Source organism: Massilia sp. LXY-6, assembly GCF_051233485.1.
Classification (GTDB): domain Bacteria; phylum Pseudomonadota; class Gammaproteobacteria; order Burkholderiales; family Burkholderiaceae_D; genus Telluria.
This window is the reverse complement of sequence record NZ_JBKFGF010000023.1, coordinates 189,312-202,553: the sequence shown is the minus strand read 5'-3', so window position 1 is coordinate 202,553 and position 13,242 is coordinate 189,312. Positions and strand designations below refer to the sequence as shown.

The window sequence follows — 13,242 nt, the reverse complement described above, 5'->3', positions numbered from 1 at the left end:
CAGTGTTACGGGGTCAAGTTTGCCACAAAGCACCTAGCGCGCATAGCAAATGCGGCGCTGTGTGTGGAAGCGCACGGTAGCGAAGCCCGGCCGGCGGGAATACTGCCGGATCGAGTCCCACCGAATGCACAAGGAGATCGGCATGGCAAACCAGGACGATGTAGCGAACAAGCAGAAGGCGATCCAGAACCGCCAGGACCAGCACGACGGCAGCATGCAGAAGGGCGATCAGGGCAGCGGCGGCGACAGCGCCGCGCAGACCGGCATCCGGCAGCCGTCCGGCGACTTCCCGTCGCAGCACCTGGCCAAGCCCGGCCTCGAAGCCCAGATGGAACTGAAACCGAAGTTCATGGCCGAGCAATACAAGGGCAGCGGCAAGCTGGCCGGCCAGGTGGCGATCGTCACCGGCGGCGATTCCGGCATCGGCCGCGCGGTCGCGATCCTGTTCGCGCGCGAAGGCGCCGATGTCGCCATCCTCTACCTGAACGAGCACGAGGATGCCGCCGAGACCCAGCGCTACATCGAGGCCGAGGGCCAGCAGTGCGTGACCGTGGCCGGCGACGTCAAGGACATGGAATTCTGCCAGCAGGCGGTCGACCAGATCGTCGCCAAGTTCGGCCGCCTGGACGTGTTGGTCAACAACGCCGCCTTCCAGGAGCACGCCGAATCGCTGCTCGACCTGACCGAAGACCGCTTCGACGAGACCATGCGCACGAACATCTACGGCTACTTCCACATGGCCAAGGCCTGCCTGCCCTACATGAAGCGCGGCGCCGCGATCGTGAACACCGGTTCGGTGACGGGCCTGAAAGGCTCGAAGAAACTGCTCGACTACTCGACCACCAAGGGTGCGATCCACGCCTTCACGATGTCGCTGGCCGCCAACCTGCTCGACAAGGGCATCCGCGTGAACTGCGTGGCCCCGGGCCCGGTGTGGACGCCGCTGAACCCGGCCGACCAGTCGCCGGAAGACATCGCCAAGTTCGGCCAGGCCACCACCTTCGGCCGCCCGGCCCAGCCGGAAGAGCTGTCGCCGGCCTATGTGTACCTGGCGTCGAGCGTGTGCTCGGGTTATGTGACGGGCGTGGTCCTGCCGATCACGGGATCGGTCGGGGAATAATCTAAGGAGGAGTCAGCCATGGCACGCAGCATGTGGAAGGGGGCGATCAGTTTCGGACTGGTACACATCCCCGTCGAGTTATACCCGGCAACCAGCGACAATTCGCTCGACCTGCACATGCTCGACCGGCGCGACTTCTCGCCGATCGGCTTCAAGCGCTACAACAAGAACACCGGCAAGGAAGTCTCCTGGGACGATATCATCAAGGGCTACGAATACGCCACCGATGAATACGTGGTGCTGTCGGACGAAGACCTGCGCCGCGCCAACCCGGAAGCCACCCAGACGATCGACATCCTGGCCTTCGTCGACGCCGAACAGGTGCCGCTGATCTACTATGAGCAGCCCTACTACCTTGCGCCCGGCAAGGGCGGCGACAAGGTCTACGCACTGCTGCGCGAGACCCTGCGCGAAGTCGGCAAGATCGGCATCGCCAACGTCGTCATCCGCGTCAAGCAGCACCTGGCGGCGCTGGTGTGCGTGGGCGACACCATCGTCCTGAATACCCTGCGCTATCCGGACGAGATCCGGCCCACGGACGAACTGAAGATCCCCGACGGGGACTCCCGGGCGGCCCAGATCTCGGAAAAGGAACTGCAGATGGCCAAGGCCCTCGTCGAAGGCATGAGCGAGAAGTGGAAGCCGCAGCAGTACCACGACACCTACCGCGAGGACGTGATGGCGATGGTGAAGAAGAAGATCGCTGCGAACCAGACCAAGACCATCACCATGCCGGAGCCGGAGGAAGACAAGCCGAAGAAATCCAATGTCATCGACCTGGTCTCGCTGCTGCAGGCCAGCCTGGGCAAGAAGCCGGCGCATGCGGATGGCGACGACGACGATGACGACGATCCGCCGCCGCGCAAGTCGCGCAAGCCGTCCAGCGACGAGGACGAGGACACGTCGGACACGCCGCCGCCGCGCGCGCGCAAGACGACCTCGAACAGCCCCGTGCATGCGCGCGCCACGGCGGCCAAGAAGCCGGCTGCGAAAAAGGCAGCGGCGAAGCCGGCGGCAAAGAAAGCCGTCGCCAAATCGGCCAGCACGGCCACCGCCGCGAAGGCGCCGGCGCGGCGCAGGAAGGCGGCCTGAGTGGATTGGGATACGCTGATCGACCTGCTGCAATGGCCCGCCATGGCGGTCACCCTGGGCGCCGCCTTCCTGGTCGGCGCCCGCCACGCGCGGCGCCGGATTGTCGGCTTTTACACCTTCATCGTGTCGAACCTGCTGTGGATCGTCTGGGGCGTGCATGACGGGGCCTGGGCGCTCATCGCGCTCCAGGCCGGCCTGCTGGCGATGAACCTGCGGGGGATCGTGCGCAATCACAAGGAAGCCGAGGCGGAGACGCAGCAGGAGACCAAGGCCGAGCCGGCCCGCAGCTCCTGAACGTCGTTCCCACGTGCCCTCGGCTTGCAAACGTCGTTCCCGCGAAGGCGGGAACCCAAGCGTTCGTCCGGAGCCAGCGCAAGCACCGAACTTGGGCCCCCGCCTGCGCGGGGGCGACGGGCTTTATTTCGGCTTGAACCCGAGCGCCTTCATCGCCTTGGTCAAGGTGGTCGCACTGTCCTCGTAATCCTCCCACGGCGTATTCCCCACCGCCAGACGCTCGCCCACCGTGCGCACCGTCCAGTGCGCCCCCGAGCTCAGCTCCGCCAGCTCTTCCCAGCGTACCGGCACCGAGATGCCGAGCCCCGGCCGCACGCGCGCCGACCAGGCCGAGACCGTGGTCGCGCCGCGACCGTTGCGCAGGTAGTCGATGAAGATGCGGCCGACCCGGTTCTTGGCGCCGCTCTTGTCCGAGAAGCGGTCCGGCAGGGTCTTGGCCAGGTGGGTCACGATCGCATGCGAGAAGTCTTTCACCGTGTCCCAGTCGAGCTTGGGCTTGAGCGGCACCACCACGTGCAGTCCCTTGCCGCCGCTGGTCTTCAGGAATGGGTTCAGGCCCAGCTCCTGCAGGAAGGCGCGCGTCACCTGGGCCGCCTCCTGCACCATCGGCCAATCGATGCCTTCGCCCGGGTCGAGGTCGAACACGAAGCGGTCCGGGGTCTCGTAGCGTTCCTCGACCGCGTTCTGGCTGTGGATCTCGACCACGTTCCACTGGGCGCAGGACAGGATGCCCTCGACGGTGTCGATGCGGGTCATGCGCGGGTGGTCCGGATCGAGGGCCTGGTCGAGCAGGCCCACGCCCGGCATCTTGCGCGGATCGACCACATGCTTCTGGAAGAACAGCTCGCCGCCCACGCCCTCGGGCGCGCGCACCAGCGATACCGGGCGGCCCTTCAGGTGTTCCATCATCAGCTCGCCAACCAGCGCGTAGTACTCGACCAGTTCGAGCTTGGTGACGCCGCTCTGCTTGTCCATCACGCGCTCGCCGTGCGTGACCTTGAAAGTCGCCGGAAGCCCGCTGTCCTGCGTAGCCGCTTCGGCCGTCCCTGCTTCGGCCGTCCTCGCTTTGGCGCCGGCGCGCTTGCGCGGTGCCGGCTTGGCGTCCGCCGCCTGTTCGTCGCTGTTCACGGTTTCGGTCTCCTGAACGTGTTTGGCCTTTTCCCGCACCACGCTGGTGGCCGGCTTGTCCTTGCGCAGGCCCTGGAACACGGGGTGGCGGATCGAATCGGTCGCGGTCCACTCCGAGAAGCTGACCTCGGCCACCAGGATCGGCTTGACCCAGTGGTTGGTGCGGCCGGGGACGGCGCGCGGCGGGAACGGATTCTCGTCGCTGGCGATCGCTTCCAGCGTCTCGCGCATGTGGCGCAGCGACGCGCCGTTGAAGCCGCTGCCGCAATTGCCGGCATAACGCAGCACGCCCTTCTCGTCATAGTAGCCGAGCAGCAGCGAGCCGATGCCGGTGCGCGCGCCGTGTGGATCGGTATAGCCGCCGATCACGAATTCCTGGCGCATCCCGCATTTCAGCTTGATCCACTCCGGCGAGCGGCGCGTCACGTAGCGCGAGTCGCGCCGCTTGCCGATCACGCCTTCCAGGCCGATCTGGCAGGCCGCCACCACCAGCTGGCTGGGGTCGGTGCCGAATTCGCTCGAAAAGCGCACGGTGTCGGACGGCCTTGCCGCCAGCACCTCTTGCAGGAGTGGCCGGCGCTGGTCGAGCCGCACGTCGCGCAGGTCGTAGCCCTTCATATAGGGTGCGTCGAAGATGAAGTAGACGATCTGGGCGCGGTTGGAGCCGTCGAAGGCCAGCTGCAGCAGGTTGAAGTTCGGCTTGCCGTTCTCGTCGTGGACCACGATCTCGCCGTCGTACCAGCCGTCCGGCAGCTTCATGCGCTTGATCTCGTCGCGCAGCGGGCCGAGCTTGTCGGTCCAGTCGTTGCCGTTGCGGGTGATCAGGCGGATGTCCTTGCCCTTGTTGTCGACGCGGGTCAGCATCCGGTAGCCGTCGAACTTGATCTCGAAGATCCATTCCTCGGGGCGCTCGGGCGGGCCGTCGACCAGGGTCGCCAGCTCGGCGCTGAGCGTTTCGGGCAGCTCGGCCTTCACCGCGCCTGCGGGCATGGCGCCGCGTCTGGCGGTTTTTACCGGCGCCTTCGCGGCAGCGGCTTTGGCAGCGGGCTTCTTCGCCGGCTTGGCCTCCGCCTTCAAGGCAGCGAGCTTGGCCCGCGCCGCTTCCCGGTCCTCGGGCGCGCCCGGCATCGGCAAGTCCTTGACGCTGTCCGGCATCTCGTCGACCACCGAAAACTCGGACGCCGGCCGCATGTACTCGTCGTTTTCCTTGATCAGCAGCCAGGGCTCTTGCTTGTCGTCCTCATGACCCCGCAGGCGCACCAGCACCCAGCGTCCGTGCATCTTGTGGCCGTGGATCTCGAACTTGATCTCGCCCTTGGCATAGCCCTTGCGCGGGTCGCCGATCGGCTCCCAGGTGCCCTTGTCCCAGACGATGACCTCGCCCGCGCCGTACTGGTGCGGCGGGATCGTGCCTTCGAAGTCGGAATAGGAGATCGGATGGTCCTCGACGTGCACCGCCATGCGCCGGTCATGGCTGTCGAAGCTGGGGCCTTTCGGCACGGCCCAGCTCTTCATGGTGCCGTCGAGTTCGAGACGGAAATCGTAGTGCAGCCTGGTGGCCCAGTGCTTCTGGATCACGAAGGTCAGCGCGCCCTTGCTGGCTTCGCCTCCTTCCGCGGGTTCCGATGTGACGGAAAAATTCCGCTTGGCCTTGTATTCCTTGAGTGCGTCCGGCATGGCATCACCTGTACATCAGCAGCAATGCTGCCAATATACCGTGATGCCACGGGCGCGACTGTACGGCAGATAACGCTTAAATCCTGCCTGTTTTCAACTTACTTTCGCTCGGCGGCGCTCTGGTCGCGCGCCGCACGGAACTCGGACTCCCGGGACCAGTTCGGCCAGGCGTTCGAATCGGCCAGTTCGCGGCCGACCGCGTACAGGATGCCGAGATCGCGCGCCATGCCGTCGAAGGTCCATTCCGAATGCCATTCGTCGGACGGCTGGTGGTAGTTCTCCTTGACGTAGCGCTCGGCTTCCTTCTTGCCGGCGGCGACGCCGCCCTGCTCCCAGTGCTCGCCCGAACCGAAGGAGATCGCCGGCACGCCGCGCTTGGCGAACGGGAAGTGGTCGGAACGGAAGAAGTGGCCGGCTTCCGGTTTCGGGTCCGGCGAGTAGCTCAGCTTGGCCAGCTTGGCCTTGCTCACCAGGCGGTCCAGCAGTTCCAGCTTGGCGCTGCCGGAAATCGTGAAATCCTTCGCCTTGCCGTGCGGATCGAGGGCGTCCATATTGATCACCCCGACCGTCTTCGCCAGCGGATACACCGGGTTCGCGGCATAGTATTCCGATCCCAGCAGGCCCTTCTCTTCGGCGGTCACGGCCAGGAACACCACGCTACGCTGCGGTGCCGGCGCGGCCGCGTACACGCGCGCCAGCTCCAGCAGGGCGGCGACGCCGGTCGCGTTGTCGACCGCGCCGTTGTAGATGCGGTCACCCTTGGCGTCCGGCAAGCCGATGCCGAGATGGTCCCAATGGGCGCTGTAGACCACGTACTGGTCCGGATGCTGGCTGCCCTCGCGCACCGCGATCACGTTCTTCGAGGTGATCACCTGGGCGTCGACGGCATAGCGGCCGGACATCGAGAGGCCGGTCAGCTCGACCGGCTTGAAGTTGCGCGACTGGGCCGATTTCTTGAGCTTGTCGAAGTCCAGGCCAGCGCGCTTGAACAGGTCGACCGCCAGGTCGCGCTGGATCCAGGCCTCGACCGGCGCGTGGGCCTCGAGCGGGTTCTTGCGCACCACGTCGTACATCACGTTGGTGTTGGAGTTCTTGACGGTCGCCCAGCCGTAGGATGCCGGGGCGGTCTCGTGCACGATCAGGGTGCCGAGCGCGCCGCGGCGGGCCAGCTCCTCGAATTTATAGGTCCAGCGGCCGTAATAGGTCATGGCCTTGCCGCCGAACTCGCCCTTGCCCGTCTCGAAGTCCGGGTCGTTGATCAGGACCACGGCCAGCTTGCCCTTCAGGTCCTGGCTCTTGAAGTCGTCCCACTTGCGCTCCGGCGCGGTCACGCCATAGCCGACGAAGACCAGCGGCGCATCCTTGAATTCGACGCTTTTCGCGCCCGTCATCGCGGCGCGCACGGCGATCTGCTCGCCCTGGGTGAGGGTTTCTTCCTTGCCGCCGCCCTTGATACTGAGCTCGACCGGACCCTTGATCTCGAAACGGCCCAGCGGCACGTCCTGGGTCCAGCCGCGCTTGCCGTCGACCAGGTCGCCGCCCGGCTTGAGGCCGGCCGCTTCGAACTGGTTGACCAGATAGGCGACGGTCTTGGTCTCGCCCGGCGTGTTCGGGCCGCGGCCTTCGAACTCGTCGGACGCGAGCACCTTGACGTCCTGCGACAGGTGGGAGGGTTCGATCTGCACGGCCTGCGATGCGGGCACGGCGGGTTTCAGGGCCGGGGCGGCATTGGCGGCGGCGGCCAGGGCGGCCAGCACGGCCGCGGAAAGGATGGTGGTGGTGTTCTTCACGGTCTCGTTTGATTTTGTTGGTGAACGGAAATGCTGATCGAGTATCCTTGGAATAATTTCCAATGTCAAACAGGCATCAATCGTGCGCATCGCATATAGTTGCGTTTCCGTCAGTATCGTTCAGAGAGGTCTTGTGAAAACGTCCATCGCGCCCGCCCCTTCCCTCTTCCTCGCCGCCTTGCTGGCACTGGCCCTGCCCTCCGCGCAAGCGCAGACCGCGCCGGCGCCATCGCCCGCAGCCGCGGCGCCGGATCCGGTCGCCGCCCTGGTCGGCCAGCTCGACCTGGGGCGCTACAAGGACACCATCCGCGGCTTGGCCCGCTTCGGCGACCGCCGCCAGGGCACGGAACGCAACCGCAAGGCGATCGACTGGATCGAAGCCCAGCTGAAATCCTACGGCTGCGCCACCGAACGGATCCGCTACGAATTCACGCCGCCGGCGCCACGCGCGCCCGGCACCCCGCGCCCGACCGGTACGGGCGGCGGCCGCGGCGGCCCGTCCGGCCAGGGCGGCAGCACCCTGTTCGGCACGCGCGCGCCGACCAGCGTCAACGAAAACCCGCTGGCCCAGCCCGATGAGCGCCTGCGCGCGTTGAATGCCGAGCAGCCCGATCCGAAAGGCGGGCCGCGCGAAGAGGTCTACTGCACCAAGGTGGGCAGCAGCCGCCCCGACGAGATGTACATCGTGGCCGCCCACATGGACGGCATGGGCTACGGCGAGGCCGCCAATGACGACGCCTCCGGCACGGCGCTGGTGCTGGAGCTGGCGCGCATCTTGAACGCGCCCGGCGTCACGACCGAGCGCAGCATCCGCTTCGCGCTGTGGAACAACGAGGAGACCGGCCTGAATGGCGCCTCGGCCTATGTCGCCCAGCGCAAGGATCTGCAGGGAATCGAGTCGCCGAAAGGCTCGGGGCGCTATCCGGAACCGCGCTGGCTGGGCATGGTCCAGCACGACATGATGATGTTCGACCACGGCATGCCGGTGGCGCATAGGGACTCCAGCGGCAACACGGTGACGGCGCCGCCGCCCGAACAGCGCCGCGAAGCCGACGTCAACATCGAGTTCCAGGCGAATTCGCGCCAGGCCGAGGGCTCCCAGAAGCTGGCCTGGGCCTTCCGCGCGGCCAACGACAAGTACGCCTCCGACTACCCGGCCTCGGTCGGACCGCACATGACGAACACCGACTCGACCCCGTTCATGGACCTGGTGCCCGCGATTTCGCTGCGCGAGAACGAGCGCGGCCAGCAGATCGGCGCCGGCTGGGACCCGCACTGGCACCAGCCGAGCGACCTGGTCTCGAGCTTCAGCGACAAGGATTACCTGCTGGGCCTGAACGCCGCTCAGACCACGCTGGCGGCGATCGCGAAGCTGGCCGGCGCGAGGTTGCAGCAGTGAAAGGTATTTGTAAATAAATGTAAAGAGGCGTCAACTGGCCGGCTGGCGGCCGCGTTGAGGGGTCAGCAGCACCCGGGAATGTCCCAACACCTCTACGACAACACTGAAGGAAACATCGCCATGAGCAAAATCGTCGCTACCCTGATCGCCGGTCTGTTCGCCACCTCGGCATTCGCCGCCCAGTCGACCGCCACGTCGCCGACCACGACGACGACCCACGCCGCCAAAGCCGATGTCAAAGCCGACAAGGATGTTACCAAGGCCGAAGCCAAGGAAGCCAAGACCGCCGCCAAGGCCGATGCCAAGGTAGAGAAGAAAGCAGCCGAAGCCAACTCGGACGTCGCCGTCGCCAAGGCCGACGCCGCCAAGACCAAGGCAAAAGCACACAAGAAGGCCGCAAAGGCCAAAGCGGACGCAGCCGCCGACAAGGCCGCCGCTCACGCAGACCAGAAGGCCGACACGGCAGCAGCACACTAAGCCCAGCGGCTCAAGCCCCATCACCTCAGGAAGACAGGGTGCATCATGCCCCTGTCTTTTTTTATATGGTGGGCAGTCGATAAACCTGCTGCGCGTTGCATTTTCGTCCTGCGCTGCTCGCCGTACCGTAAGTACGGCTGCGCTTCTCGGACGAAACTGCGGCCGCTCGCGACGGTTTCTCGATCCGCCGATACAATAGTGGTCTGCTTTTTTCTTGGACCGCTATGAAAATTGTCTTCCTCGACCGCGACAGCCTGATCGCCGACATCCGCCCACCCGCCTTCGAGCACGCCTGGCAGGATTATCCGGCCACCGCGCCGCACGAAGTGGTCGAGCGCCTGCGCGGCGCCACGATCGCTATCACCAACAAGGTGCCGCTGCGGGCGGCCGAGATCGCCCAGCTGCCGGACCTGAAGCTGGTGGCGGTGGCCGCGACCGGCACCGACAACGTCGACCTCGCCGCCTGCCGTGAGCGCGGCATCGCGGTCTGCAATATCCGGAATTACTCGGTGGTGTCGGTGCCCGAGCACTGCTTTGCCCTGATGCTGGCCGTGCGCCGCAACCTGATGGCCTATGCGGCCGACGTCGCCGCCGGGCGCTGGGAGCAGTCGACCCGCTTCTGCCTGCTCGACCACCCGATCGCCGACCTGGCCGGCAGCCGCCTCGGCATCCTCGGCTACGGCGCGCTGGGCCGGCGCGTGGCGCAGATCGGGCGCGCGTTCGGCATGGAGATCGCGGTCGCTTCGCGCTCGCCGGTGGCCGATACGGACGTCGTGCAACTGCCCCTGCCCGAGCTGCTGGCGACGTCCGACGTGATCAGCCTGCACCTGCCGCTGACCGAGCAGACCCGCCACATGATCGGCGCGGCCGAGCTGGCATCGATGAAGAAAAGCGCCATCCTGATCAACACCGCGCGCGGCGGCCTGGTCGACGAGGCCGCGCTGGCCGAGGCGCTCCGCAAGGACGTGATCGCCGGCGCCGGCTTCGACGTGCTGAGCAAGGAGCCGCCGGTGCCCGAGAATCCGCTGTTGACATTGAACCTGCCGAACTTCGTGCTGACGCCGCACGTGGCCTGGGCCAGCGGCGGCGCGATGCAGACCCTCGCCAACATGCTGGTCGAGAACATCGACGCCTGGGAAGCCGGCACCCCGAAGAACCTCGTATGACGCAATGACAGATTCCACCGCCATCACAGCATCAAGCATCGTCCAGCTGGTCGACACTTTCTACGGCCGGGTGCGCGAAGATGCCGTGCTGGGCCCCGTATTCGAAGCCCGCCTGGCCGGCCACTGGGACGAGCACATGCCGCGGATGTACGCCTTCTGGACCAAGGTGCTGCTCGATACCGGCGAATTCCAGGGCAATGTGTTCGGCAAGCACATGGCCTTGAGCGGCATCGGGAAGGAGCACTTCGTTCGCTGGCTTACCTTGTTCAAGATGACCGCGATCGAGGTGTTCGGCCCGGAAGGCGCCGATCCGGCGATCCTGGTCGCGAACCGCATCGCCAGCAGTTTGCAGCTGGGCTTCTTCGGCGACATCCAGGTCCAGGTCTGAACGCTCCGCTCAGTCGAGCCGGGCGATCCGCAGCAGGTTGGTGTTCCCGGAGGCGCCGAAAGGCATGCCGGCGGCGATGACGATGGTCTGGCCCTCGCGCGCCAGGCCCTCGCGGCGGGCGGTGGCGCAGGCGAAGCCGGTCATCTCGGAGACGTCGGCGACATCGTGGGTCAGCACCGCGTGCACGCCCCACACCAGCGCCAGCGCGCGGGCGGTGGCGAGCTTCGGCGTCATGCCGATGATGGGCGCCTGCGGCCGTTCGCGCGCCAGCCGCAGGGCCGAGTGGCCGGAACTGGTGTAGGCGACGGTGGACGCGACCTCCAGCACATCGGCGACATTGCGCATCGCCAGGCCGATCGCATCGGCGATCTCGGCGCGCGCCGGGCTCTGGCTGGCGGCCATGCTCTCGCGGTAAAACGGGTCGGACTCGGTCTGGACGATGATGTTGTTCATCATGGTGACCGCTTCGACCGGATAGCTGCCCGACGCCGACTCGGCCGACAGCATGACCGCATCCACGCCGTCGTAGATCGCGGTCGCGACGTCCGAGGCTTCGGCGCGGGTCGGCACCGGGGTCGTCACCATCGATTCGAGCATCTGGGTCGCGACGATGACGGGCTTGCCGAGGCTGCGGCAGACGCGCACGATGCGCTTCTGGATCGCCGGCACCTGCTCGGCCGGCATCTCGACGCCGAGGTCGCCGCGCGCCACCATGAGGGCGTCGGCTTCCTGGACGATGGCTTCGAGGTCGCGGATCGCCGCCGGCTTCTCCAGCTTGGCGACGATGCGGGCGCGGCCCTGGACGATCTCCTTGATCTCGCGGATGTCCTCGGCCCGCTGCACGAAGGACAGCGCGACCCAGTCGATTCCCAAACTTAAGCCGAACGCCAGGTCCTTGCGGTCCTTGTCGGTCAGCGCCGACAGCGGCAGCACCACGCCCGGGACGTTGACGCCCTTGCGGTCGGACAGCACGCCGCCGTTCACGACCGTCGTCTCCGCCGACTCCGCGTCGAATCGCTCGACCTTCAGCGCAATCCGGCCATCGTCGAGCAGCAGGGTGGTGCCCTGCTCCAGCGCCGCGAAAATCTCGGGATGCGGCAGCGCGACGCGCTTGCGGTCGCCCGGCTGGGCAGCGTTCAGGTCGAGCCGGAACGGGGCGCCGGCTTCCAGCACGACCTTGCCTTCGGCGAAGCTGCCGATCCGCAGTTTCGGTCCCTGCAGGTCGATCAGCACGCCCACCGGGCGGCCCAGCGACTGTTCGAGCGCGCGCAGCTTGTCGAGGCGCGCCTTGTGGTCTTCATGGCTGCCGTGGCTGAAATTCAGGCGGAACACGTCGGCGCCGGCGCGGAACAGGGCTTCGATGGTGGCGCCGTCGGTGCTGGCCGGTCCCAGGGTGGCGACGATTTTCGCCTTGCGACTACGATGCATGTGCTTTTCTCTCGAGGGGCGCGTCGATCAGGATCGCGCGGAAGTCGTTCACGTTGGTCAGCGTCGGGCCGGTCACGACCGCGTCGCCGAGCGCCTGGAAGAAGCCGTGGCCATCGTTCCGGTCCAGGCTTTGCATCGGCCGGATGCCCTTGTCGAAGGCCCGCTTCAGGGTATCGGGCGCAAAGTAAGCGCCGGCGATTTCCTCCTGCCCGTCGACGCCGTCGGTATCGCCGGCCAGGCCGTACACGCCGGGCTCGCCGCGCAGCGCAATCGCGGCGGCCAGCAGGAATTCGACATTCCGTCCGCCGCGGCCGTCGCCGCGCACCGTCACCGTGGTTTCGCCGCCCGACAGCAGGATGCAGGGCGCGGCGAAGGGTTGCCCGCGCCGGGCCACCTGCAGCGCCATGCCGGCCATGAGCTTGCCGACCTCGCGCGCTTCGCCTTCCAGGCTGTCGCCGAGGATGTGGACGGCGACGCCGGCCTCCCTGGCAACGCGGGCCGCCGCCTCCAGCGCCATCTGCGGGGTCGCCACGAAGCGCACTTCATGGCCGGCCAGGCGCGGGTCGCCCGGCTTGATGGACTCGCCGGCGCCGCTCTCCAGCACTTCGCGCACCTTGCCCGGCAGCGCAATGCCGTAGCGGCGCACGATGTCGAGGGCGTCCGCACAGGTGCTCGGGTCGGCCACCGTGGGGCCGGACGCGATGTCGAAGGGCTGGTCGCCCGGCACGTCCGAGATCAGCAGGGTCACGACCTGCGCCGGATGGCAGGCCGCGGCCAGGCGCCCGCCCTTGATGGCGGACAGGTGGCGCCGCACGCAGTTCATTTCGCCGATGCTGGCGCCGGAGGCGAGCAGCGCGCGGCTCACCAGCTGCTTGTCCTCCAGGGTGATACCGGCCAGCGGCAGCGGCAGCAGCGAGGAGCCGCCGCCGGAGATCAGGCACAGCACCGTGTCGTCGGCATGCAGGCCGCGCACCAGCTCGAGCATGCGCTCTGCGGCCCGTTCGCCGGCCGCGTCGGGCACCGGGTGCGCCGCCTCGACGATCTCGATGCGCTCGCACGGAACCGCATAGCCGTAGCGGGTGACGACCAGGCCTTCCAGCTTGCCCGGGTAGCTGCGTTCGACCGCCCGCGCCATCGCCGCCGATGCCTTCCCTGCCCCGATCACCAGCAGGCGGCCGCGCGGCGGCGCCGGCAGATGGGGCGGAATGCATTTGTCCGGCTGGGCCGCCGCGATGGCGGCCCGGAACATCGCTTCCAGCAGTTCCCTGTTTTTCATGTCTGCC

General features: G+C 67.0%; 11 protein-coding genes. 7 read left to right on the top strand and 4 right to left on the bottom strand.

What is annotated here, in order from left to right; all coding sequences use genetic code 11:
- Positions 1-142: 142 nt before the first annotated feature.
- The 3 genes from ACI48D_RS12530 to ACI48D_RS12520 are packed head-to-tail and all read left to right on the top strand — an operon-like array spanning position 143 to position 2,506.
- Positions 143-1,120, top strand: a complete 978-nt coding sequence (locus tag ACI48D_RS12530; RefSeq protein ID WP_435571540.1) for an SDR family oxidoreductase — start codon at positions 143-145, stop codon at positions 1,118-1,120.
- An 18-nt stretch (positions 1,121-1,138) separates the two neighbouring features.
- The gene (locus ACI48D_RS12525) at positions 1,139-2,212 is read left to right on the top strand and encodes a Ku protein (RefSeq protein ID WP_435571539.1); all 1,074 of its coding nucleotides are present in this window, start codon (positions 1,139-1,141) and stop codon (positions 2,210-2,212) included.
- Entirely contained in the window at positions 2,213-2,506 is a 294-nt protein-coding gene (locus ACI48D_RS12520) for a hypothetical protein (protein WP_435571538.1), read from the top strand.
- Between the two features lie 123 nt (positions 2,507-2,629).
- On the opposite strand, the gene ligD is transcribed toward ACI48D_RS12520, so the two are convergent.
- Positions 2,630-5,311 (bottom strand): DNA ligase D, encoded by a 2,682-nt coding sequence (gene ligD / locus ACI48D_RS12515; protein ID WP_435571537.1) that lies wholly within the window; start codon positions 5,309-5,311, stop codon positions 2,630-2,632.
- 98 nt (positions 5,312-5,409) lie between these two features.
- Positions 5,410-7,101 carry a M28 family metallopeptidase gene (locus ACI48D_RS12510; protein ID WP_435571536.1) on the bottom strand — a complete coding sequence of 564 codons (1,692 nt, stop codon included), beginning with the start codon at positions 7,099-7,101 and terminating at the stop codon, positions 5,410-5,412.
- Positions 7,102-7,234: 133 nt separating this feature from the next.
- On the opposite strand from ACI48D_RS12510, the gene ACI48D_RS12505 reads away from it, so the two are divergent.
- From ACI48D_RS12505 to ACI48D_RS12490, 4 genes are all read left to right on the top strand, one after another.
- Positions 7,235-8,500: a M28 family metallopeptidase gene (locus ACI48D_RS12505; protein WP_435571535.1), complete on the top strand. Its 1,266-nt coding sequence runs from the start codon at positions 7,235-7,237 to the stop codon at positions 8,498-8,500.
- Positions 8,501-8,620: 120 nt separating this feature from the next.
- Entirely contained in the window at positions 8,621-8,977 is a 357-nt protein-coding gene (locus tag ACI48D_RS12500; RefSeq protein ID WP_435571534.1) for a hypothetical protein, read from the top strand.
- A 224-nt stretch (positions 8,978-9,201) separates the two neighbouring features.
- A complete protein-coding gene (locus ACI48D_RS12495; protein ID WP_435571533.1) occupies positions 9,202-10,143 on the top strand; it encodes a D-2-hydroxyacid dehydrogenase in 942 nt (313 codons plus the stop codon).
- Between the two features lie 4 nt (positions 10,144-10,147).
- Entirely contained in the window at positions 10,148-10,531 is a 384-nt protein-coding gene (locus ACI48D_RS12490) for a group III truncated hemoglobin (protein WP_435571532.1), read from the top strand.
- A gap of 9 nt (positions 10,532-10,540) precedes the next feature.
- On the opposite strand, the gene pyk is transcribed toward ACI48D_RS12490, so the two are convergent.
- Both pyk and ACI48D_RS12480 read right to left on the bottom strand, forming a co-directional pair.
- Positions 10,541-11,959: a pyruvate kinase gene (gene pyk, locus ACI48D_RS12485; protein ID WP_435571531.1), complete on the bottom strand. Its 1,419-nt coding sequence runs from the start codon at positions 11,957-11,959 to the stop codon at positions 10,541-10,543.
- Entirely contained in the window at positions 11,949-13,235 is a 1,287-nt protein-coding gene (locus ACI48D_RS12480; protein WP_435571530.1) for a glycerate kinase type-2 family protein, read from the bottom strand. The genes pyk and ACI48D_RS12480 overlap by 11 nt, the downstream gene beginning before the upstream one ends.
- Positions 13,236-13,242 lie beyond the last annotated feature (7 nt).

Coding starts and splice junctions, on each gene's coding strand:
- ligD (WP_435571537.1), bottom strand. CDS start 5,311: ATGCCGGACGCACTCAAGGAATACAAGGCCAAGCGGAATTTTTCCGTC.
- ACI48D_RS12495 (WP_435571533.1), top strand. CDS start 9,202: ATGAAAATTGTCTTCCTCGACCGCGACAGCCTGATCGCCGACATCCGC.
- ACI48D_RS12530 (WP_435571540.1), top strand. CDS start 143: ATGGCAAACCAGGACGATGTAGCGAACAAGCAGAAGGCGATCCAGAAC.
- ACI48D_RS12500 (WP_435571534.1), top strand. CDS start 8,621: ATGAGCAAAATCGTCGCTACCCTGATCGCCGGTCTGTTCGCCACCTCG.
- ACI48D_RS12525 (WP_435571539.1), top strand. CDS start 1,139: ATGGCACGCAGCATGTGGAAGGGGGCGATCAGTTTCGGACTGGTACAC.
- pyk (WP_435571531.1), bottom strand. CDS start 11,959: ATGCATCGTAGTCGCAAGGCGAAAATCGTCGCCACCCTGGGACCGGCC.
- ACI48D_RS12490 (WP_435571532.1), top strand. CDS start 10,148: ATGACAGATTCCACCGCCATCACAGCATCAAGCATCGTCCAGCTGGTC.
- ACI48D_RS12480 (WP_435571530.1), bottom strand. CDS start 13,235: ATGAAAAACAGGGAACTGCTGGAAGCGATGTTCCGGGCCGCCATCGCG.